At 69.7% G+C, this 21,069-nt stretch carries 20 protein-coding genes; 11 read left to right on the plus strand and 9 right to left on the minus strand.

Annotation, left to right across the window (positions count from 1 at the left end; all coding sequences use genetic code 11):
* Window positions 1–2: 2 nt before the first annotated feature.
* From C1926_RS15110 to C1926_RS15130, 5 genes are all read right to left on the minus strand, one after another.
* Window positions 3–356 (minus strand): tetratricopeptide repeat protein, encoded by a 354-nt coding sequence (locus C1926_RS15110; protein WP_108759742.1) that lies wholly within the window; start codon window positions 354–356, stop codon window positions 3–5.
* Window positions 353–931, minus strand: a complete 579-nt coding sequence (locus tag C1926_RS15115) for a flavin reductase family protein (protein WP_108759743.1) — start codon at window positions 929–931, stop codon at window positions 353–355. The genes C1926_RS15110 and C1926_RS15115 overlap by 4 nt, the downstream gene beginning before the upstream one ends.
* Window positions 931–1,557 (minus strand): superoxide dismutase, encoded by a 627-nt coding sequence (locus tag C1926_RS15120; protein ID WP_108759744.1) that lies wholly within the window; start codon window positions 1,555–1,557, stop codon window positions 931–933. Before C1926_RS15120 ends, C1926_RS15115 begins: the two co-directional genes overlap by 1 nt.
* A gap of 576 nt (window positions 1,558–2,133) precedes the next feature.
* Window positions 2,134–3,654, minus strand: coding sequence for a thioredoxin family protein (locus tag C1926_RS15125; protein ID WP_108760719.1), 1,521 nt, complete (start codon window positions 3,652–3,654; stop codon window positions 2,134–2,136).
* A gap of 99 nt (window positions 3,655–3,753) precedes the next feature.
* Window positions 3,754–4,728, minus strand: a complete 975-nt coding sequence (locus C1926_RS15130) for a LysR family transcriptional regulator (RefSeq protein ID WP_254057416.1) — start codon at window positions 4,726–4,728, stop codon at window positions 3,754–3,756.
* Between the two features lie 37 nt (window positions 4,729–4,765).
* On the opposite strand from C1926_RS15130, the gene C1926_RS15135 reads away from it, so the two are divergent.
* Window positions 4,766–5,527 carry an SDR family oxidoreductase gene (locus tag C1926_RS15135; RefSeq protein WP_174214101.1) on the plus strand — a complete coding sequence of 254 codons (762 nt, stop codon included), beginning with the start codon at window positions 4,766–4,768 and terminating at the stop codon, window positions 5,525–5,527.
* An 18-nt stretch (window positions 5,528–5,545) separates the two neighbouring features.
* Here C1926_RS15135 and C1926_RS15140 read toward each other — a convergent pair whose 3' ends face one another.
* Complete coding sequence (locus C1926_RS15140; protein ID WP_108759747.1) at window positions 5,546–5,995, minus strand: GNAT family N-acetyltransferase; 450 nt, start codon at window positions 5,993–5,995, stop codon at window positions 5,546–5,548.
* 55 nt (window positions 5,996–6,050) lie between these two features.
* On the opposite strand from C1926_RS15140, the gene C1926_RS15145 reads away from it, so the two are divergent.
* The 10 genes from C1926_RS15145 (at window position 6,051) to C1926_RS15190 (ending at window position 17,682) form a co-directional block, all read left to right on the plus strand.
* Window positions 6,051–6,992: a TIGR03571 family LLM class oxidoreductase gene (locus C1926_RS15145; protein ID WP_108759748.1), complete on the plus strand. Its 942-nt coding sequence runs from the start codon at window positions 6,051–6,053 to the stop codon at window positions 6,990–6,992.
* 107 nt (window positions 6,993–7,099) lie between these two features.
* Window positions 7,100–7,411, plus strand: a complete 312-nt coding sequence (locus C1926_RS15150) for a DUF3817 domain-containing protein (RefSeq protein ID WP_108759749.1) — start codon at window positions 7,100–7,102, stop codon at window positions 7,409–7,411.
* A 121-nt stretch (window positions 7,412–7,532) separates the two neighbouring features.
* A complete protein-coding gene (locus tag C1926_RS15155; protein ID WP_108759750.1) occupies window positions 7,533–8,729 on the plus strand; it encodes an MFS transporter in 1,197 nt (398 codons plus the stop codon).
* Window positions 8,726–9,919, plus strand: a complete 1,194-nt coding sequence (locus tag C1926_RS15160) for an isochorismate synthase (RefSeq protein ID WP_108759751.1) — start codon at window positions 8,726–8,728, stop codon at window positions 9,917–9,919. Before C1926_RS15155 ends, C1926_RS15160 begins: the two co-directional genes overlap by 4 nt.
* On the plus strand, window positions 9,916–11,565 hold the full coding sequence (locus C1926_RS15165; protein ID WP_108759752.1) for an AMP-binding protein: 1,650 nt from the start codon (window positions 9,916–9,918) through the stop codon (window positions 11,563–11,565). The genes C1926_RS15160 and C1926_RS15165 overlap by 4 nt, the downstream gene beginning before the upstream one ends.
* Window positions 11,565–12,197 carry an isochorismatase family protein gene (locus C1926_RS15170; protein WP_108759753.1) on the plus strand — a complete coding sequence of 211 codons (633 nt, stop codon included), beginning with the start codon at window positions 11,565–11,567 and terminating at the stop codon, window positions 12,195–12,197. The genes C1926_RS15165 and C1926_RS15170 overlap by 1 nt, the downstream gene beginning before the upstream one ends.
* Window positions 12,197–12,454 (plus strand): phosphopantetheine-binding protein, encoded by a 258-nt coding sequence (locus C1926_RS15175; protein ID WP_079222120.1) that lies wholly within the window; start codon window positions 12,197–12,199, stop codon window positions 12,452–12,454. The genes C1926_RS15170 and C1926_RS15175 overlap by 1 nt, the downstream gene beginning before the upstream one ends.
* Complete coding sequence (locus C1926_RS15180; protein WP_108759754.1) at window positions 12,451–16,338, plus strand: non-ribosomal peptide synthetase; 3,888 nt, start codon at window positions 12,451–12,453, stop codon at window positions 16,336–16,338. The genes C1926_RS15175 and C1926_RS15180 overlap by 4 nt, the downstream gene beginning before the upstream one ends.
* Complete coding sequence (locus C1926_RS15185; RefSeq protein WP_108759755.1) at window positions 16,329–17,087, plus strand: 2,3-dihydro-2,3-dihydroxybenzoate dehydrogenase; 759 nt, start codon at window positions 16,329–16,331, stop codon at window positions 17,085–17,087. The genes C1926_RS15180 and C1926_RS15185 overlap by 10 nt, the downstream gene beginning before the upstream one ends.
* Before the next feature lie 148 nt (window positions 17,088–17,235).
* Window positions 17,236–17,682, plus strand: a complete 447-nt coding sequence (locus tag C1926_RS15190) for a transposase (RefSeq protein WP_108759756.1) — start codon at window positions 17,236–17,238, stop codon at window positions 17,680–17,682.
* A gap of 142 nt (window positions 17,683–17,824) precedes the next feature.
* Here the strand turns inward: C1926_RS15190 and C1926_RS15195 are convergent, their stop codons facing one another.
* Genes C1926_RS15195 through C1926_RS15205 form a run of 3 tightly spaced genes read right to left on the minus strand, consistent with a single transcriptional unit; the run spans window position 17,825 to window position 21,061 of the window.
* A complete protein-coding gene (locus C1926_RS15195; RefSeq protein ID WP_108759757.1) occupies window positions 17,825–18,205 on the minus strand; it encodes a DUF2894 domain-containing protein in 381 nt (126 codons plus the stop codon).
* Window positions 18,195–18,833 (minus strand): OmpA family protein, encoded by a 639-nt coding sequence (locus C1926_RS15200; RefSeq protein WP_108746841.1) that lies wholly within the window; start codon window positions 18,831–18,833, stop codon window positions 18,195–18,197. The genes C1926_RS15195 and C1926_RS15200 overlap by 11 nt, the downstream gene beginning before the upstream one ends.
* The gene (locus C1926_RS15205; protein WP_108759758.1) at window positions 18,830–21,061 is read right to left on the minus strand and encodes a DUF802 domain-containing protein; all 2,232 of its coding nucleotides are present in this window, start codon (window positions 21,059–21,061) and stop codon (window positions 18,830–18,832) included. Before C1926_RS15205 ends, C1926_RS15200 begins: the two co-directional genes overlap by 4 nt.
* Window positions 21,062–21,069 lie beyond the last annotated feature (8 nt).

The raw sequence follows: 21,069 nt of genomic DNA on the forward strand, positions 1-21,069 counted from the left end.
CTTCAGCTGGCCTTGGCCAGCGCTGCCGGTGGGCCGCCGTCCTTCGGGGCGCGGTCCAGCCGGCGCAGGAACACCTGCATTTCCTTGCGCGCCTGCTGGTCGCCCTTGCTGCCAGCCACGCTGAGCCCGCGCTGCCACGCTTCGCGCGCCGCCTGCGGCTGGCCACTGGCCAGCCAGGCCTTGCCGAGCAGCTTCCACGCCGCCGAATAGTGCGGATCCAGCGCTACGCACCGGGCCAGGTGCGTGGCCGCATGCACCGGCTGTCCGGCATCCAGCCAGCTCTGGCCCAGGCCGAAACGCAGCAGCGCGCTGTCCTTGCCGCTGGCCAGCAGGCTCTCCAGTGCTTCGATGTTCATGGCTTTACCTCGTGCAGGTGCTCAAGCGGCCCGGGGAGGAAGCGGCCGCGGTGGAACAGCAGGGGGGCGCCGCCGGCGTCGTGTGCCCTGATGATGCGTCCAGCCAGCAGCAGGTGGTCACCCACCGGCCACTGCGCATGGCGGTTGCAGTGCAGGTGGGCGACGGCACCGGCGATGCGCGGGGGTTCATCGTGTTCGCCATCGAGCAACGCCACATCCGTGAAGCGATCACGCACGGCCGGATCGGCGAAGCGCCGGGCCAGGGCTTCCTGGTGTGCACCGAGGATGCTGAGCGTGAAGCGCGTGGCACGCTGGAACACCCGCAGGCTCTGCGCGTGCAGGGCCAGGTTCCACAGCACCAGCGGTGGCTGAAGCGATACCGGCACGAACGAGTTGATGGTCAGTCCGTGCGGCGTGCCCCGTGCGTCGCGCGCGGTGACGATGGCCACGCCGGTCGGGTAGTGGCCCAGCAGCCGGCGCAGCGCGCGCGGCGGCAGGTCCACCGATGGAGCCGGTGCCGGGGCAGGGAAGACCCCTGCCCACGGCCCGGCATAGGCAGGGCCGCCGGCGTCCATCAGCCGCGTGCCTGGCGGTAGCGACGGCCAACCTCTGCCCAGTCGATGATGTTGAAGAACGCGCCGATGTAGTCGGGACGGCGGTTCTGGTAGTGCAGGTAGTAGGCGTGTTCCCAGACGTCCAGGCCGAGGATGGGGGTGTTGCCGGACAGGCCCGCGGCGGCGCCCATCAGCGGGCTGTCCTGGTTGGCGCTGCTCTCGACCTGCAGGTGACCTTCGCGATCGCTGGTCAGCCACGCCCAGCCGCTGCCGAAGCGGGTCTGTGCAGCCTTGCTGAAGGCGTCCTTGAAGGCGTCGAAACCACCGAGATCACGCTCGATGGCTGCCGCCAGCCCGGCGTCCGGCGTGCCGCCGCTGGGGCTGAGCACGGTCCAGAACAGGCTGTGGTTGGCATGGCCGCCGCCGTTGTTGCGTACCGCGCCGCGCACGGACTCGGGCAACGCATCCAGATCGGCGATCAGCGCTTCCACCGGCGTGTCGGCGATGCCGGCCTGTTCCAGTGCGGCGTTGAGGTTGTTGATGTAGGTCTGGTGGTGCTTGCCGTGGTGGATCTCCATGGTGCGCGCATCGAAGTGCGGTTCCAGGGCGTCGTAGGCGTAGGGGAGGGCGGGAAGCGAGTAAGGCATTGCAACAGTCTCCGTGGGGAAGGCCGGGGGCCTCGGGAGAACTGTTATCGCACCTCAACTTTGGTTGAGGTCAAGGGGGATGTGGAAAGCGTGCGCTGATGGCGCTTTGATTCTTTTCGTGGTGCAGGGGCGGATGGGGCAGCGCAGGACACGCCGTAAACCCATCCATGGGGGCTCGATGGCGCCATCCATGGCGCCAACGGTCCTGCGCTGACCCATCCGCCCCTGCCGGACAGTTTCACGCGCCGGCGCGGAGGCGGATTCAAAGGCAAATGCAAAAGCAAAGCGGCTTGGTAGTGCCGGCCGCTGGCCGGCAACTCAGCCATCCGTGATTGCCGGCCAGCGGCCGGCACTACCCGAATCCTCACCGGCGCGGTGATGCGCTGCCCGCGCTCGCGGAAAACTGTCCGGCGGAGACGGGAGGGGCTGGCCAGGACCGCAGGCGCCATGGATGGCGCCTACGAGCCCCCATGGATGGGTTCACGGCGTGTCCTGGCCAGCCCCTCCCGCCTCCGCAAGCACGTATCAACAAAAGCGCCGGGCATCGCAAAACCCGCCAGCGCTTTCAAACAAAACTCAGCTCAACCAACCGCGGCACGCGCTGTCGATCTGCTCGCCACAGGCCTGCTGCATGCGCTGCTGCAACCGCGCCAGTGTGTCCGCACCCTGGTGCTTGCTGCCCCAGGCTTTCAGCTGCACCGCCAGCCGTTCGAAACGCTGCTTCGTGCGCTGGTGGTAGCCCGACGGCTGTGCCTGCAGCTCGGCAATCAACGCGTCGGTGGCCCGCTCGATGCGCGGTGCATCGTCGGGGGCCAGGCGCAGCAGGCCTTCCACGTACAGCACGCCCCACTGCACGCGCGTGGCTGGGCCCTGTGCGCCTTCGTAGGCACGCTTCAACCACTCCAGTGCCCCCGCCGTGTCGCCGCGCTTCTCGGCCAGTTCAGCCAGCTCGGGCATGTAGTAGTAGGGCTGCTCGCTGCGCTTCAACTCGGCCAGCAGCAGGGTCTCGGCACCGGCGTCGTCGCCGACTTCGCGCAGGGCATAGACCGCGCTGCTGATCGTCGCCTGCCGCGCGTGCGCATCGGTGGCCGCAGCATCGGCAGCAGCCACGCGCTGCTTCACGCGCTGCACCAGCGCTGCGGGCAGCGCGCCTTCGGGCTGCTGCTGGCGGGCCAGCGACACTTCGGTCAACGCACGCGACAGTGCATCGTCCGCACGATTGCCACGCTCGGCGTCGGCGCGGTCCAGCGCCAGCAGCAACTGCTGGCCCAGCGTGTTGCTGCTGGCCGGGCCTGCGCTCGCCTGCTTCACCAGCGCAGCGCCGGCATAGCCCAGCAGGTCGCGGTTGCGCCGTACCTCAGTGGGCTGTGCCAGCACCGCCTGCAGCAGCTCGCGCACTTCGGTCGGCGGCGTGGCCGGCCTTTCCGCGGTGGCCAGCGCCAACAGGGCGAAGCGACGCTGCAGGGCGGCATCGGGTGCGGCCTTGGCCAGCTGGCGCAGCACGTCGTCGGCCTTGCGCTGGCCGGCCAGACGGTTGGCATCCACCTCCCAGCCGTAGTCACCCAGCACCTGCCAGTCCTCGGCGCCGAGCTTGCCCGGCGTGGACAAGGCCGTGGCCAAGGTCTCGGCCACCGCGCTGCGGCGGCTGGCGGCCACGGTGAGCGTACGGGTCAGCTCGGCCGCGTCGTTGCCGCCGGCCACGCGGGTGATCTCGTTGCGCTGCGGGTCCAGCACGATCAGGGTCGGGTAGCCGCGCACGCCGAAGCGCTCGCCCCAGGCCTGCGCACCTTCCTCGTCACCATCCAGGTAGACCGGCACGAATTTGCCGGTGAGGGCGATGAAGGGGGGATCCTTGAACAGGCCGGCCTTCAGCTGGTTGCAGGGCGGGCACCACACTGCGCCCCAGTACAGCAGGACCGGCTTGCCGGTTTCGGCGGCCTCGTTGAACGCATCGTCGACATCGCCCTGGCGCCAGGCAATGGCCGTGGCCGGTGCGGCCTCGGCCATTGCGCTCGCTACCGGTGCCTGCGCGGGGGAACAGGCGCTCAGCGCGGTGGCCAGCAGCAACAAGGGAAGGGCAGCGCGCATCGGCAGCATCTCGAAGGAACGGGAGTGAAGCGCCATTGTAGGAACGCCACCCGCCATCACTGATGCAGTTTGCTTATGTCCGGCTTGCCACGTGGTATATGCCGCGGCTCAGTGCGACGCGTGTACCTCCGCCGCCAGCAGCCCGGCCAGCCACGTCATGAAGGCCTCGACCCGCCGCGGCAGGTGGCGGCGTTGCGCGTAGACCAGGTTCACCGGCATCGGTTCGGCCAGGCAGTCGGGCAGTACTTCCACCAGGCGACCGTCACGCAGCGCCTCGCGTGCGCCCATTTCCGGCACCTGGATGATGCCGAGGCCGGCCAGGGCGGCGGCACTGTAGCCGTCGGCGCTGTTGACCGTGAGCGCGCCGCGCATCGGCCAGGTCTGGTAGCGCTGGCCATCGAAATACTCGAAGCCGGGCGAACGCTGGCCCAGCGTGCCCACGTAATGCACCAGCCGATGCTGGTCGAGGTCGGCCAGTTCGCGCGGCGTACCGTGGGCGGCCAGGTAGCCCGGGCTGGCCACGTTGACGATGCGCATCTGCCCCAGGGGGCGCGCGATCAGGCTGCTGTCGTCCAGCGTGCCGACCCGCAGCACGCAGTCGAAGCCTTCGCGCACCACGTCCACGCGGCGGTCAGTGGCGCTCAGTTCAACCTCCAGCCCCGGGTGCAGGGCCAGGAAGGCCGGCAACTGCGGGATGACCAGGTTGCGGGCCATGCCACCGGGCATGTCCACCCGCAGGCGGCCGCTGAGCTCGCTGGTTTCGCGCCGGAACAGGTTCTGCAGTTCGTCCATGTCGTCGAGCAGGTCGTGCGCGCGCTGCTGCAGCTGGGCACCGTCTGCGGTGAGATGCACGCGGCGGGTGGTCCGGTGCAGCAGCTGCGTGCCCAGTTCGGCTTCGAGCCGGGCGATGGCCTGGGAGACGCTGGCCTTGGGCAGGCCCAGGCTGTCAGCGGTGCGGGTGAACGAACCCAGTTCGGTGACGCGCAGGAAGACGCGCAGGGTGTCGAGGCGGTCCATCGATTGTTCGCCTGGCTTGAACAGTAAAATCAGGATCGCGCGATTTATGCGCGCAGGCAATCCCAATAGTCTGGCCACACTTCCTCCCAGACAGGTGCCCGCCATGACTTCTCCTTCCCGCGTCGTCCTCATCACCGGCGGCAGCCGCGGCCTTGGCCGCAATGCGGCACTGGCCCTGGCGGCCGATGGTGCCGATATCGTGATCACCTATCGCTCGCAGGCCGACGCCGCTGCGCAGGTCGTGCAGCAGGTGCAGGCGCTGGGCCGCCGTGCGCTGGCGCTGCCGCTGGACATGGCCGACAGTTCGGCGTTCCCGGACTTCGCCGCGCAGCTGCGTGACGCGTTGCAGGCGTGGGGTGTCACCGCACTGCAGGGCCTGCTCAACAATGCCGGTGAAGCGCTGTACGCGCCGATCGCCGAGACCACCGAAGCGCAGTTCGACCACGCCGTGGCGGTGCACCTGAAGGGGCCGTACTTCCTGACCCAGGCACTGCTGCCGCTGATCGCCGATGGCGGCCGCATCCTCAACGTCTCCAGCGGCCTGGCCCGTTTCTCGCTGCCGGGCAGCTCGGCCTACGCGATGATGAAGGGTGGTATCGAAGTGTTCACCCGTTACCTGGCCAAGGAGCTGGGTGCGCGCGGCATCAGCGCCAACACGCTGGCGCCGGGCGCGATCGAAACCGATTTCGGTGGCGGCCACGTGCGTGACAACGCGCAGGTGAACGCCATGGTCTCGTCGATCACGGCGCTGGGTCGCCCCGGCGTGCCCGACGACATCGGTCCGGTGGTGGTGGCGCTGCTGTCGCCGTCCACGGCCTGGGTCAACGGCCAGCGCGTGGAAGCCTCTGGCGGCATGTTCGTCTGACCGCCCGCGGGCGGCGCGTCATGGGGCGGCGAGGCTCAGCGGCTGGTAGACCAGGCCGTTGAACTCGCCGGCCTCGCCGTCGATCACGAAGCCGTAGCGCTGGTAGGTCGGCACCGCATTCAACGAGGCGCGCACGCTCATCGCCGGTGCGCGCAGCAGCGGCAGGACGGCGCGGAACAGGGCATGGCCGATGCCCTGGCCCTGGCAGCGAGGATCAACGAACAGCATCGCCAGGTGGCGGCCTTCCTTCAGTTCGACCACGCCGACCAGCCTGCCGTCCTGCTCGGCCACCAGGATGTGGTTGTCACCCTGCAGCCGCTCGGCAAATTCGCCGGTGGCAGCCACCTGCATGAAGGTCTGCACGCCCTGTGCGCTGAGCGACGGGGCGACGGCAGCGTCGAAGGCGGCGATGCAGATCGCGCTGATGGCGGGCAGATCGTCGGGGCGGGCGGGGCGGATGGCGTGCATGCAGTGTTCTTTCCATGATGACGTGCGGGTGCATTGCACACGATAAGCTCGCCGCATGAACCACTTCAATGCGGCCCATGCCCGGGTATTCCCACCACGCGGCCTGAGCCTGGGGCTGATGACGCCGGTCGCCGCGAACGGGCTCGCCGACGTGGCGCACGCGCAACGCATCGCGCGCCTGGCCGACGATCTCGGCTTTGCTGCGCTGTGGACCCGCGATGTGCCGCTGATGGTGCCGCAGGGGCCTGATGCCACCGCGAGCGCACTGGATGATCCGTTCCTCTGGCTTGCGCTGCTGGCCGGTGCCACCACGCGCATTGCGTTGGGCAGCGCGGCCATCGTGTTGCCGCTGCGGCATCCACTGCACGTGGCCAAGGCGGCATTGAGCCTGGACCGGATCAGCGGCGGTCGCTTCGTGCTGGGCCTGGGCTCGGGTGATCGGCCGGAGGAGTTCGCGGCGTTCGGTGAAGACCTGGAGGGCAGGGCAGCCACGTTCCGCGAGCGCTGGGCAGTGCTGCGTGCAGCGTTGTCGCCGGACGACGCCGAGCGGGCGCGCGTGCGCGACGTGAGCGGTGGATTCGACGTGCTGCCAGCGCCGCACGCGCGCATCCCGATGCTGGTGGTCGGCACGGCGCGGCAGAGCCTGCAGTGGATCGCCCGCGAAGCGGAGGGCTGGGCCACCTATCACCGCGAAGAAGCGGCGCAGGAAGGGCGCATCGGGCTGTGGCAGCAGGCGCTGGCGCAGGGCGGTGGTGCTGCCAAGCCGTTCGTGCAGTCGATGCTGCTGGACCTGCAGGCCGATCCGCGCGCCCCGGCAGAAGCGCTGCCGCTGGGCCTGAAGGTCGGCCGCGATGGGCTGCGGGCTTACCTGCAGCGCGTGCATGCCCAGGGCGTGGGCCATGTGATGTTCAACCTGGTCAGCAATGGGCGGCCGGTGGACGAGGTGCTGCGGGAGATCGCTGCGGTGGGTGTCGACCTCGGCGGACACGCTGCCTGATCGCGCATTCGCCGGGCGTGGCCCGGCGCTACCGGTAAACGCGTGCATCTGCGTATCATTCGCGTTTGATCCTGCTGCCGGAGCTGCGCGTGACCCGACGTAATCCCATGCATCCGACCGGGCGTGTCTTCGCCGTGGTCGCCTTCATCGAAGCGCTCACCTGGGCCGGGCTGCTGGCCGGCATGTGGCTCAAGTACGGGCCCTATGAAAACGTCGCCCTGGTCAAAGTGTTCGGTCCGCTGCATGGCGCGGCCTTCCTGGTCTACGTGGCGGTGACGTTGTTTGCCGCCGTCCGCCTGCGTTGGCCGTGGTGGGCCAGTGCGCTGGCGCTGCTGGCGGCCATTCCGCCGCTGGTCACCCTGCCGCTGGAATGGTGGTTCCGCCGCCGCGGCCTGCTGTCACTGCGCTCCCTGCGCTGAGACGCTGCGTTACCCATGCGTTCAAGCGAATGGGTATCAAATGCAAATACGAGCCGTTATCATTTGAGGGTGCCATCACCCCTGCCGGGGCGGCGCCTTCTTTAGAAACGGCTGGTGTCCCATGCATGCACGTCCCGTCGTCGCCGGTCTGCCGGCCCTGGTCCTTGCCGCCCTGATCGGCACCATGGCGATGATGTCGTTCGTGGCGGTGATCGGGCCGGTGGTGCGCCTGCTCGGCCTGTCCGAATGGCATGCCGGCCTGTCGGTCACCGCCGCTGGCGTGTTGTGGATGCTGGCCGCCCGTCCCTGGGGACGGCTGAGTGACCGCATCGGCCGCAAGCGCGTGCTGCTGCTGGCCATGGCTGCCTACACGGTGATCTACATCGGCCTGGCGGTGTTCATCGACGTCGCCCTGCAGGTGGTTCCGCCCGTGCTGGTCTCGGTACTGGTGCTGGTCGGCGCACGTGGGTTGATCGGCCTGTTCTATGCAGCTGTCCCGCCCACGGCGGCGGCGTTGATCGCCGACCAGGCCCCCACCGGCCAGCGAGCGCAGTTCATGGCGCGGCTGGGCAGCGCCAATGCGCTGGGCATGGTGCTGGGCCCGGCTGCTGCGGGTTGGCTGGCCTACCGCAACCTTTCCCTGGCGCTGTACGTGGCGGCGCTGCTGCCGCTGCTGTCGCTGGCGCTGATTGCCTGGCGGCTGCCGGCCACGCCGCCCGTGGCCGCTGCACAGGCGGGTGCGCGCGCACCGATGTCGCGGCTCGATGCACGCCTGCGCCTGCCGCAGCTGGCGGCCTTCCTGGCAATGGTGTCGGTGACCATCGCGCAGGTCACCGTGGGGTTCTTCGCCATTGATCGTTTCGTGCTGGATGCCGCTGCGGGCGCGCGCATGGCCGGCATCGCACTCACCGCCGTCGGCGTGGGCCTGATCCTGGCGCAGGTGCTGGTAATGAAGCTGGAGGTGCATCCGCGCCGCTGGATCATCATCGGCGCCCTGATTGCGGGGCTGGGTTTTGCCGCGGTGGCGGCGGTGCAGCAGCCCTGGCAGCTGCCGGCCACCTACGCAGTGGCGGCGTTCGGCATGGGGTTCGTGTTCCCGTCCTTCCAGGCACTGGCCGCCGATGCGGTAGAGCCGCACGAACAGGGCGCAGCCGCCGGCACCGTCGCCGCCGCGCAGGGGCTGGGCATGGTGGCCGGCCCGATGCTGGGCACGGTCTTGTACCGCGCAGGCGCCAGCCTGCCGTATCTGCTGGTGGGCGTGCTGCTGTTGCTGCTGTGCGGCCTGGCCATGGCCCATCGCGCGAAGGAGACCGCATGAACGATTCCCTGATGCAGGGCGCGTGGCCGGACGCTGCGCCGACGCCTGCCCATCACACTGACGAAGCTGCGCTGTTCCTGCTGCAGCACGCCGACCAGCAGATCCACGCACGCGGCTGCCGCGCCAGCCTGCCGACCGGCGCGCTGGCCAGCCTGGCCGAACGCGTGCAGGCCTTCTTCGCCCAGCAGCGGGGTGGCCCGGGGCTGTTGGTGGGCGCCGTGCCGTTCGAGCCGCGTGCGGACGATGCGCTGTACCAGCCCGAACGCGTACTGCCGGGGCTGCACATGGCGCCTCTGCACGCGCCCGCCCTGCGCGGGGCATTGACAGCCGAGCCGACTGCGCAGGCCTACGCCGCTGCCGTGGCGACGGCCGTGGAGGCGATGCGCGCACCGTCGGCCACGCTGCGCAAAGTGGTGCTGGCGCGCAGCCTGGTGGCGCACACCGAGCAGCCACTGGCGCCGGACACGCTGCTGGCGCGCCTGGGTGCCGATCCCTCGGTGGCGACCTATGCCGTGCCGCTGCCGGTCGAACCCGGGCAGGCGCCGGCGTGGCTGGTCGGCGCGACACCGGAACTGCTGCTGCGCAAGCGCGGCGCCCAGGTGCTGTCGCATCCGCTGGCCGGCTCTGCCCGCCGCAGCAGCGATCCGGCCGAGGACCAGCGCGTGGCCCAGGCGTTGCTGGCTTCGCGCAAGGACCACGATGAACACCGCCACGTGGTCGAGGCCATCGTCGACGGCCTGGCCCCCTGGTGCCGTCGTGTCGAGGCACAGGCGCAGCCGGTGCTGCACGCTACCGCCAGCATGTGGCACCTGGGCACGCGCATCCATGCAACGCTGAAGGATGGATCGACGCCCGCCGCCACACTGCTGGCCGAACTGCACCCGACGCCTGCGGTCTGCGGAACCCCGCGACAGGCCGCGCTGCAGCGCATCCGCGAACTGGAGCCGGTGCCACGCGGCTTCTACGCCGGCGCTGTCGGCTGGCTGGACGCGCAGGGTGACGGCGACTGGTACGTGGCCATCCGCTGCGCACGCCTGCAGGGCACGCAGCTGCGGCTGTTCGCCGGTGCCGGCATCGTCGCCGACTCGCAGCCGCAGGCTGAAGCAGCCGAGACCGGCGCGAAATTCACTGCCTTGTTGAACGCCCTGGGTGTGCACGACCTGGCGGCCCTGATCGAGCCCCAGCCATGAACCCCATTGAATCCCCTCGGCTGCCGCTGCAGCAGGCCTGGCCCGAAGGGCGCGTTGCACGCTATCGCGCCGCCGGCCACTGGCGCGGCGAGACCTTCCCGGCCTTCCTGCGCGAGCGCGCAGAGCAGTACGCCGATGACATCGCGGTGGTGGCCGGTGACGTACGCCTGAGCTACGCACAGCTGTGGCACGAAGCCGGGCGTATCGGCGCCGGCCTGCTGGGGCAGGGTCTGCAGCCGGGTGACCGGGTGCTGGTGCAGCTGGGCAACACCGCCGGTTTCATCACCACCGTATGCGGGCTGTTCCGTGCCGGACTGGTGCCGGTGTATGTGCTGCCGGCCCACCGCCTCACCGAGCTGGTCCACTTCGCCCGCAAGGCCGAAGCCAGCGCCTACATCACCACCGATGTGCACGAGGGCTTCGACCATCGTGGCCTGGCGCGCGCGCTGCAGGCGGAAGTGCCCGCCGTCTCGCGCGTGGTGATCGATGGCGAGGCGGAAGGGTTCATCGCACTGGACGCGCTGCAGGGTGACCGCAGCCTGCTGCCGTCCGAACCGGACCCGCAATCGGTGGCGTTCCTGCAGATTTCCGGTGGCAGCACCGGGCTGTCCAAGCTGATCCCGCGCACCCACGACGACTACATCTATTCGTTCCGCGCCAGCAACGCGATCTGTGGCATCGACCGCGACAGCGTCTACCTGGTGGCGCTGCCGGCGGCGCACAACTTCCCGATGAGCTCGCCGGGGTTCTTCGGCGCGCTGTACGCCGGCGCCCGCGTGGTACTCAGCCCCGGCCCGGGCCCGGATGCGGCGTTTCCGCTGATCGCCCGTGAGCGCGTGACCTGCTGTGGCCTGGTGCCGCCGCTGGCGCTGCTGTGGGCGCAGGCGGCGGCGACCAGCGCGCACGATCTGTCCAGCCTGCAGGTGCTGCAGGTGGGCGGGGCCAAGCTGGTGCCTGAGGCGGCCCGAAGGGTGATCGATGGCCTGGGCTGCACCCTGCAGCAGGTGTTCGGCATGGCCGAGGGCCTGGTGAACTACACGCGGCTGGATGACCCTGAAGAACTGATCGTGGCCTGCCAGGGCCGGCCGATCAGCCCGGATGACGAGGTGCGCGTGGTCGATGACCACGACCAGCCCGTGGCCGAGGGCGAGGTGGGGCATCTGCTGACCCGCGGCCCATACACCATCGGCGCGTACCACAACGATGAAGTGGCCAACGCACGGGCCTTCACCGACGATGGCTTCTATCGCACCGGTGATCGCGTGCAGCAGCTCCCGGGCGGCTACCTGGTGGTGCAGGGCCGGGCGGGTGACCACATCAACCGTGCCGGCGAGAAGATCTCCGCCGAGGAGATCGAGGACCACCTGCTGGCCCATCCCGCCGTGTTCGACGCGGCGGTGGTGTCCATTCCCGATGACTACCTGGGCGAGCGCAGCTGCGCCTTCGTCATCCAGCAGGGCGAGCCGATCAAGGGTCCGGCGCTGAAGGCGTGGATGCGCGGCCGCGGCCTGGCGGCATTCAAGGTGCCCGACCAGGTGGTGTTCGTGGACAGTTTCGATACCACGGCGGTCGGCAAGATCAGCCGCCGTGAACTGCGTGCGCAGCTGCGCGCGCGTCATCTGCAACAGACAGGAGGAACGCGCTGATGGCGCTGCCCCGCATTACCCCGTACGCCTTGCCGACCGCCGCCGAACTGCCGGCACCGCGCGGCCCGTGGCGCCCGCAGCGTGATCGCATCGCGTTGCTGGTGCATGACATGCAGCGCTACTTCCTCGCCGCGTTCGACGCCGACGCCGCGCCGCTGCAGCCAGCGGTGGCCAACATCGCGCGCCTGCTGGCGCACTGCCGTGCACATGGCATCCCGGTGTTCTACACCGCCCAGCATGGCGACCAGGACCGGCGCGACCGCGGCCTGCAGGCGGACCTGTGGGGCCCGGGCATGCGCCGCAGCGACGAGCATGAGCCGATCATCGATGCGCTGGCCCCGCAGGCTGGCGAACACGTGCTGGTCAAGCACCGTTACAGCGCGTTCCAGCGCAGCAACCTGGAAACCCTGATGCGCGTGCGTGGCCGCGACCAGCTGCTGGTCACCGGCGTGTATGCGCATATCGGCTGCACGGCCACGGTGGCCGAAGCCTTCCAGCGCGACATCGAAGCCTTCATCGCCGCTGATGCGGTGGCCGACTTCTCGCGCGCCGACCATGACCAGGCCTTGCACTGGATCGCGCGCACCAGTGGCGTGCCGATGACCACCGATCAGCTGCTGGAGGTGCTGTGATGACCACGACGAACGACGTGCTGGACCTTGAACGCATGCGGGCCGACGTGGCCCGCGTGCTCGACTGTGCGCCGGCCGACATCGGCGACGACGACAACCTGATCGACCTGGACCTGGATTCGATGCGCATGCTCGGCCTGGTCCTGGCCTGGAGCAACACCGGCCTGCCGCTGGAATTCTCGCAGTTGGCCGAGCACAGCACGCTGCGCCAGTGGTGGGCGGTGGTGCAGACGCTGCAGGCGGCGCAGCGGGCATGACCGCTGCGGGGCTGGCCACGCCGGTGGCGCTGACCGAGGCGCAGTCGGGCCTGTGGTTCGCCCAGCGCCTTGCGCCGGACAATCCCGCGTTCAATACGGCCCACGCCGTGTGGATCGAGGGCGCGCTGGACGTGGCCGCCTTCGTGGCCGCCGCCAACCAGGCCGCCGCCGAAGCGCAGGCCCTGGCGCTGCGCTTTGCCGAGGGCGAGGATGGACAGCCCCTGCAATGGCATGACGCTGCCCACGTGCCGCTGCTGGCACTGCACGATCTCTCTGCGGACGCCGATCCCGCCGCCTCGGCGCGGGCGGCGATGCAGGCCGACCGGCTGGCGCCGGTGGACCCGACCCGCGACCGCATCAGCCAGCAGGTGCTGTTTGATCTGGGTGGACAGCGTTGGGTCTGGTACCTGCGCGTGCACCACCTGGCTGCCGATGGCTATGGCATGGCGTTGTTCAGTGATCGCGTGTGTGCGCTGCACGCAGGCCGCGGCGGTGAACCGTTGCCGCCGCTGGCAGGCGTACTGGCCGATGATGCCGCCTACCGTGGTGATGCGCGTCGCGAGCAGGCGGGCCAGTGGTGGCGCGAGCAGTTGCGGGGCGCACCGGCCGCTGCGGGCCTGGCCGGTACGGCGGCGGCGGGCAGCGATGCGCTGCGCTGGGTGCAGCCACTCGATGCCGCGTTCCGTGACCTGCTGCTGCAGACGTCGGTGCGCTGGCTGCAACCGTGGCCGGACGTACTGGCCGCGCTGTCGGCCGAATACCTGCGGCGGATGAGTGCCGCCGAGGAAGTCGTGCTGGGCGTGCCCTACATGGGGCGGCTGGGCAATGCCTCGGCGCGGGTGCCGGCCATGGTGATGAACGTACTGCCGCTGCGGGTGGCGGCGGGCGAGGGCAGCGTCGAGGCGTTCGCGCGCGGCATCGGCCGGCAACTGAGCCAAGGGCGCAGGCAGGGTCGCTACCGGGGCGAGCAGATGCGCCGCGATCTCGGCCTGGTGGGCGTGCAGCAGCGCCTGCACGGCCCGCTGGTGAACGTGCAGCCGTTCTACAAGCCGCTGGCGTTGCCCGGCGTTGAGACCACGCTGGAGGTGCTGTGCACCGGCCCGGTCGATGACCTGACCCTGGGTTTCCGTGGCGACGGACAGGCGCTGCTGGATCTGGAGATCGAAGCCAATCCCGCGCTCTACAGCCTGGATGACGTGCAGGCGCACGCCGTGCGGCTGCAGCATTTCGTGTCAGCGGCACTGCAGGCGGACGACATCTGCCAGGTGCCGCTGGCGACGCCGGACGAGGCGCAGCGCACCGTCCATGGCTTCAATGCCACCGACCACGCGTTGCCTGCGACCACCCTGGTGCAGCTGCTGCAGCAGGGCTTGGATCGCGATCCGCAGGCGACGGCCCTGGTGTTCGGCGATACCACGATGGACCACGGCACGCTGGAAGCACGCAGCTTCGCCTTGGCCGCGCAGCTGCACGCGATGGGCATAGGCCCTGGCGACATTGTCGCGGTAGCGCTGCCGCGATCGATTGAACTGGTCGTCGCGTTGCTGGGCGTACTTCGCGCCGGTGCCGCCTACCTGCCGCTGGACCTTGCCCACCCGGATGAACGGCTGGCGCGCATCCTCGCATCGGCGCAGCCAGCCTGCGTGCTGGCTGAGGCCGACGTGCAGGCGCGGCTGGGCGATGTCACGCTGCTGCCACCCTCGCAGTGGACCGCACTGAGCTTCGCCGCGCCATGGGCCGATCCGGCGCCGGGCGATGCGGCCTATGTCATCTACACCTCCGGTTCGACCGGTGAACCCAAGGGCGTAGTGATCGAACACCAGGCCATCGTCAACCGCCTGCTGTGGATGCGCGAGCACTACGGGTTCGCCGCGGATGATCGCGTGCTGCAGAAGACCCCGGCCACCTTCGACGTGTCGGTGTGGGAATTCTTCCTGCCGCTGCTCTGCGGTGCCACCCTGGTGCTGGCCGGTCCGGACGCGCACCGCGACCCGAGCGAGCTGGCGCGGCTGATCCGCAGCCACGACATCACCACCGCGCACTTCGTGCCGTCGATGCTGGACGCCTTCCTCGCGGCACCGGCTTCCGAGGGCTTGCGCCTGCGCCGCGTGTTCACCAGCGGCGAGGCCTTGGATGCCACGCTGCGCGACCGTTTCCACGGCCGGGTGCATGCGGAACTGCACAATCTGTACGGGCCGACCGAGGCGGCGGTGGATGTGAGCTGGTGGCCGGCCAGTGCCGGCGATCGCTCGCGGCCGGTGCCGATCGGCTTCCCGGTATGGAACACGCGCCTGTACGTGCTGGATGCACGCATGCAGCCGCTGCCGGTCGGCGTGGCCGGTGATCTGTACCTGGGCGGTGTGCAGCTGGCACGCGGCTATCTGGGCCGCGACGACCTGACCAACGAGCGCTTTCTGGCCGACCCCTTCCTGCCCGGGCAGCGCATCTACCGCACCGGTGACGTCGCGCGTTGGCGCGGCGATGGCGCGGTGGAGTACCTGGGCCGCAGCGACCACCAGGTGAAGCTGCGCGGCCTGCGCATCGAGCTGGGCGAGATCGAGGCTGCGCTGCGCGAACTGCCTGGCATGGACCGGGTGGAAGTGCTGCTGCGGCAGGATGCGCCGGGCGACGCGCGGCTTGTTGCCTACGTGCCCTCTGCATCTGCCGACGCAGCGGTGCTGCGGAGCCATCTGGCCACGCGCGTGCCGGACTACATGCTGCCCTCTGCATTCGTCGGCGTGGATCATTGGCCGGTGACGGCCAACGGCAAGCTGGATCGCGGTGCATTGCCGAAGCCGCCGGACGAGCACGTCGGCGGACTGGCGCCGCGCACGCCGCTGGAGCATGAACTGGCAACGCTGTTCGCACAGGCGCTCGGTCGCGCGACGCCGGTTGCCGTGGACGCGGACTTCTTCAGCCTGGGCGGCGATTCGCTCTCGGCGGTGCATCTGCTGCTGGCCATTGAACAGCGCTGGCGCTGCGACCTTGGCCTGGGCGCGCTGTTCGCGCAGCCGACGGTGGCCGCATTGGCCACGCGTATCGCCGAGCCACCAGCGTCGGCCGACCACGCGCTGGGGCCGGTGATCGCACTGGCGACGGCGGAAAGCGCCGCGCCGCCGCTGTTCGTGGTGCATCCCGCGGGCGGCATCGCCTGGAACTACCGGACGCTGGCGCGTGCGCTGCAGCCGGCGCGCACGGTCCATGGCCTGCAGTCGCCGGCCTTGGACCCACGGCAGGCCATGCCGTCGAGCATCGAGGTGATGGCCAATGACTACGTGCAGCGCATCGCCGCCCTGCAGCCGCAGGGGCCGGTACACCTGCTGGGCTGGTCGGTGGGTGGCATCCTCGCCCAGGCCATGGCGGTGCGCCTGCACGAGATCGGCCGCGAAGTGGGTGAGCTGGTGCTGCTCGATGCGTATCCGAGTGAATGCTGGCGGGCCGAGCCTGAGCCCGATGCCATCGCCGCGCTGCGTGCGTTGTTGGCCATCGCCGGCCATGACCCCGACGCACATCCGGAACTGGACAGCCGCGAGCGCATCCTCGCCTTCCTGCGCCGTGGTGGCAGCGCGCTGGGCAGCCTGCCGGATGTGGTACTCGATGGCGTGGTGCGTGCGGTGACCGGCACCAATCGCTTGATCCGCGAACATCAGCATCGGCCCTTCGACGGCACGCTGGTGCATGTGCGGGCAGGGCGCGACCACCAGGCACGACCGCAGCTGCAGTCGGCGTTGTGGATGGCCCATGCACGCAGGGTGCAGGCACTGGAGCTGCCGTTCCTGCACGCCGAACTGACGGGCCGCGATGCGGTGGCGCAGCTGGCGCCCTGGTTGTCGACGCGGTTGCGGCAGTGGGATGAACAACAGGAGATCGCAACATGCAGCTGAGCGGCTTTGAAGGACGCGTGGCGCTGGTGACCGGCGCGACCGGTGGCATCGGCGCGGCCCTGGTACGGCTGCTGGCCGATGCGGGGTGCACGGTGGTGGCGACGGACTACCAGCGTCCAGCCGTGCAGGATGCACGGGTACGGGCATTCGCGCTGGACGTGACCGACAGTGCGGCGGTGGATGCGCTGGTGCAGCAGGTGGAGTCGGGCGTGGGCCCAATCGCGCTGGCCGCCAGCGTGGCCGGCGTGCTGCATGTGGGCGAAGTGGCTACGACCGGCGATGAGGACTGGCGGCGCGTGTTCGCGGTCAACGCCGATGGCGTGTTCCATGTTGGCCGCGCGTTGGCGCGGGTGATGTCCCCGCGGCGCCAGGGCGCGATCGTTACCGTCAGTTCCAATGCGGCCGGCGTGCCCCGCCACGGCATGGCCGCCTATGCGGCGTCGAAGGCCGCCGCCACCATGTTCAGCCGCTGCCTGGGGCTGGAGCTGGCACCGCTGGGCATCCGCTGCAACATCGTCGCGCCCGGTTCCACGCTGACGCCGATGCAGACCGGCATGTGGGAAGACGCGCACGGCGCCGAGCGGGTGATTGCAGGCAACCTGGACACCTACAAGGCGGGCATCCCGCTGCGCAAGCTGGCCACGCCGGAGGACATCGCCCACTCGGTGATGTTCCTGCTGTCCGAACAGGCCGGTCACGTGGCGATGAGTGACCTGTACGTGGATGGCGGCGCAACCCTGCGCGGTTGAGCGCCTGTAGAGCCGGCCGCTGGCCGGCAATCGCGATCCGGTAGTGCCGGCCGCTGGCCGGCAACCCCGATCAGTTCCAGACAATTCCGAACCTCCGTCACGGCAGACCCCGACGTTCATCCCTCAACTGCCTGGCCCATGATGCGCCATGAGCAGCCATCGCCTCCGCCTCGGCCGCCGCTCGATCACTGGCCAGGTCTACGTTCTGACAACGACCACCCATCAGCGCCGCCGCCTCTTTGAAAGCGCGGCGGCGGCAGCCTGCGTCATCGAGCAGTTCCGATACATTGAAGAGAAGGGGCTGGTGCGGTCGTTCGCCTGGGTCGTCATGCCGGATCACGTGCACTGGATGTTCCAGCTGCAGGCGTCGGAGCTTGCTGACATCGCCCGCCGGTTGAAGTCATCCAGTGCGCTGGCGCTGAATCGACTGGCCGACCGGCGCAGTACGGTATGGCAGTCAGGCTATTTCGATCACGCGGTGAGAGCCGAGGAGTCGCTGGTGAAGCAGGCGCTGTACATCCTGGGGAACCCGATCCGGGCCGGTCTCGCCAGGCAGGTCGGCGAGTATCCGCACGCGTGGTCGATGTGGACGTAATGCCGGCCAGCGGCCGGCACTACCGCGGCGCTCACTGTTGCAGCGCGGGGCGGGGTAGTGCCGGCCGCTGGCCGGCAACCACAGCGATGCGCGTGATAGTGAGCTGCTGCCGGCCAGCGGCCGGCACTACCGAGGCAACGCCCTAGACGCCGGTGCGGGGCTTGCGTGTGCGCTTGGGCTTTGCGGCATCGCCGCCGCTGGCGGCACCGTCCTGCAGCGCCTGCAGCCAGGACAGCGTGTCGATGTAGTCGATGAAGTGCCGCAGGTAGCCGGGGCTGGTGGCCTGCATCGTGTCCAGCATGCGCTGCACCAGCACGGCCGAGTTCAACGGGCCGCCATCAGCGGGTGCTTCGGCACGCAGCGAGCGGCGCACCTGCAGTTCGCTGCGCAGCTCGGACCACTCGCGGCGCACCTGGTCCAGCATCGGCACCTGCGGGTAGTGCGGCAGGCTGCGCGAGCCGGTATCGAGGTCGCGCACCAGGCCGCGCAGGCCTTCCAGCGGCGAGGATGGCTTACGTGCCATCAGCAGCCTTCGGCTTGGGGATCGGCGCAATTTCCACGCGACGGTTGCGCGCGCGGCCGGCTTCATCGGCATTGGAACTGACCGGCTGCTCGCTGCCGAATGCGGCGGCAAACACGGCATCGGCCGGTACGCCGTCGGCAATCAACGTGCGGGTCACGGTCAGCGAACGTTGCGCGGACAATTCCCAGTTGTCGGCGAAGCGGCGGTTGCCATCGCGGATCGGCGCGTCATCGGTGAAGCCGCTGACCATCAGGATTTCTTCGCGCGAGCCCAGGTACGCCGCCAGCGGTGCCGCCAGGCTGCGCAGCAGCTCCTGGCCTTCCGGCTGCAGCTGGTCCGAGTTGAGCGCGAACAGCACGCTGCCGCTGATGCCGATGCGGCCGTCCACCAGGGTCACCCGGCCGGCAGCCAAGGGGCCGGCCAGCGCCTGTTCCAGCGTCTGCAGGCGCTTGGCTTCGGCCTGGCGCTGCTTTACTTCCTGGTCCAGCCGCTGCGACAGCTCCAGCTGCACCGCCACCACGCCGACCAGGATCAGCACGAAGGCGCCCAGCAGCACCGACATCAGATCGCCGAATGCGGCCCAGATCGGGGCGTGCGAGCCGCCGTCGACCTCCAGTTCGTCACTCATGCGCTACCGGCCTTGCCACGGCGCGTGGCCAGCTGCTGCAGTTCTTCCATCACCTGCTTCTGCGACAGCAGGCTGAGGTCGACCACCTCGCGTGCTTGCGCCACGTAGTAGGCCAGCTGTTCGTCGCTGCGGGCCAGCGAGGCGTCCAGGGCGCCGCCGATCTGTTCCAGGCGCCCGGACAGTTCGGTCGATGCGGCGCCGAACTGTTCGACGGCGGCGCCGAAGGTGCCGGCCAGCTGGCCGACCTCCGCTGCGCTGCCACTGAGGTGCCCGGCGATGCCGTCGAGCTTGCCGGTCTCGGCAGCAATATGGTCGGTAAAGCGGCTGCCGACGCGTTCCAGCAGCTCGGCCGAGCCGCCCACCAGTGCGTCCACCGCAGTGCGCTGTTCGTGCGAAGCGTGGTTGATCGCTTCCAGCAGGGTCTGCACGGTGGCCAGCAGGTGGCCGCGCTCTTCCAGCATGGCATTGTCGCGCACCAGGCTTTCGGACAGGGTGCTGCGCAGTTCGTTGATGACCTCGGCTGCGGCCTTGGGGGCGTCGGCGGCGGTCTGCAGCAGGGTGGAGACCTCTGCCAGAGTGGCGCTGGCCTGCGCGCGGCCGTTCTCGCCGATCTGCTGCGCCGTGCTGGCCAGGGTCGCGCAGACCTGCTGCTGGCGCTCGGTCAGGCCCTGCGCGATGGCTTCCAGTGCGCTGCTCCACTGCTGCAGGCGCTGCTCATCACCAGCCTGCAACTGCGACTGCAGGGCCACGTGCGCCTGCTGCAGTTCCGTGGCGACTGCATCCCAGCGCGCCTGGCGCTGCTGCTCGCGCGCATCCAGGCCCGCCTGCAGTTCTGCATGAGCGCTGGCGGCGGCAGCCTGTGCCGCCTGCCAGTCCTGCGAGCGCTGCGTTTCGTGATCCTGCAGCAGCGACTGGCCAGCAGCGTGGCGCTCGTCCAGTGCCAGCAGCAGTGCCTGTGCCTGCGTGTCCAGCTGTGCGCCCACCGCCTGCAGCGACTGTTGCTGGCGTTCCAGCAGCGTGGTGTTCAATGTGTGCTGCTGCTCGGCCGCGCTGCGCCATGCGTCGGCCGTGCCAGCGGCATCGGCCTGCAGGCGATCGCTGAAACGCGTGATCAGCATTTCGGCCTGTGTGCCCTGGCCATCACTGAACGCCTGCAGGTGCTGGCGCAGATCGGCCACCAGCGCCTCCTGCGCCCGGGCCTGCTCGGCCACGACCTTGGCCCAGCTCGCCTCGGTGGCAATGCGGCTGCGCTCGAAGCCATCATTGAGACCGGCCAGCTGCTGCTGCACGGCCTGCTCGACACGCGCATGCAGGGCCTGCCCATGGGTCGCCAGGCCGGCCAGCGTGGTTTCGGCCATCGGCTGCAGCGCGCCACCAATAGCGGCCGCACTGGCTTCGGCACCTTCGCGCAGCGACTGCTGCAGCGAAACCGCCAGGCGTTCCTGCAGGGCCTGGCTCTGGGTGAGGAACTCGGACTGTCCGGCCAGCAGCCGCTCGTTGGCCGTCGTGCTGTGCAGTTCGAAGGCGCTGGTCATCGCCTGCAGGCGGTCCACCAGCGCGGGCAGGGCGGACGACTGCGCCTGCAGCAGGCGCAGCGACTCGGCGCGCTGCCAGGCCTGCGAATACGGATGCAGCTCACCGGCGATGGCGCGGTCCAGCTGCTGTACCACCTGCAGCCGGTCGCGGCGCAGCAGTGCCGACAGCAGGCCGAGCATGGCCGAGCTGGCCACGCCGGCAATGGAGGTGCCAAACGCTACGGCCAGGCCCTGCACCGGCGAGGCCAGCGAGCCGCGGATGGCGGCCATGTCGGTCGCGCTCTGCAGCGCAAGGCCGGTGCCGCGCAGCGTGTCCATCATGCCCAGCAGGGTGCCGAGCATGCCCAGCAGCACCAGCAGGCCCACCAGGTAAGGGGTCAGCACTGGGCCGGGCAGGGCGATGCGCTCGCCTTCCACGCGCAGGCGCACGGCATTGCGCAGGCCCACCGGCACGCGCTCCAGCCACGGCGCCAGCGATTCCTTCGCCGTGCCCAGGTCGCTCAGTGCAGCGCGCAGCCCGTTGCTGGCCTGGCGGTAGCGGTACAGCTCCATGCCGCCGGCGATGTAGCAGGCCGCGATGATCGCCGCCACGGCCGCGCCCAGCGGGTGCACCGCCACGTAGCCGATGCCGATCCAGCACACGGCCAGCAGGCCGACAAGGAATACAACGACATGGAAAGCAGTTCTGGACATGGTGTTCC

This window comes from Stenotrophomonas sp. ZAC14A_NAIMI4_1 (assembly GCF_003086915.1).
Lineage (GTDB): Bacteria > Pseudomonadota > Gammaproteobacteria > Xanthomonadales > Xanthomonadaceae > Stenotrophomonas.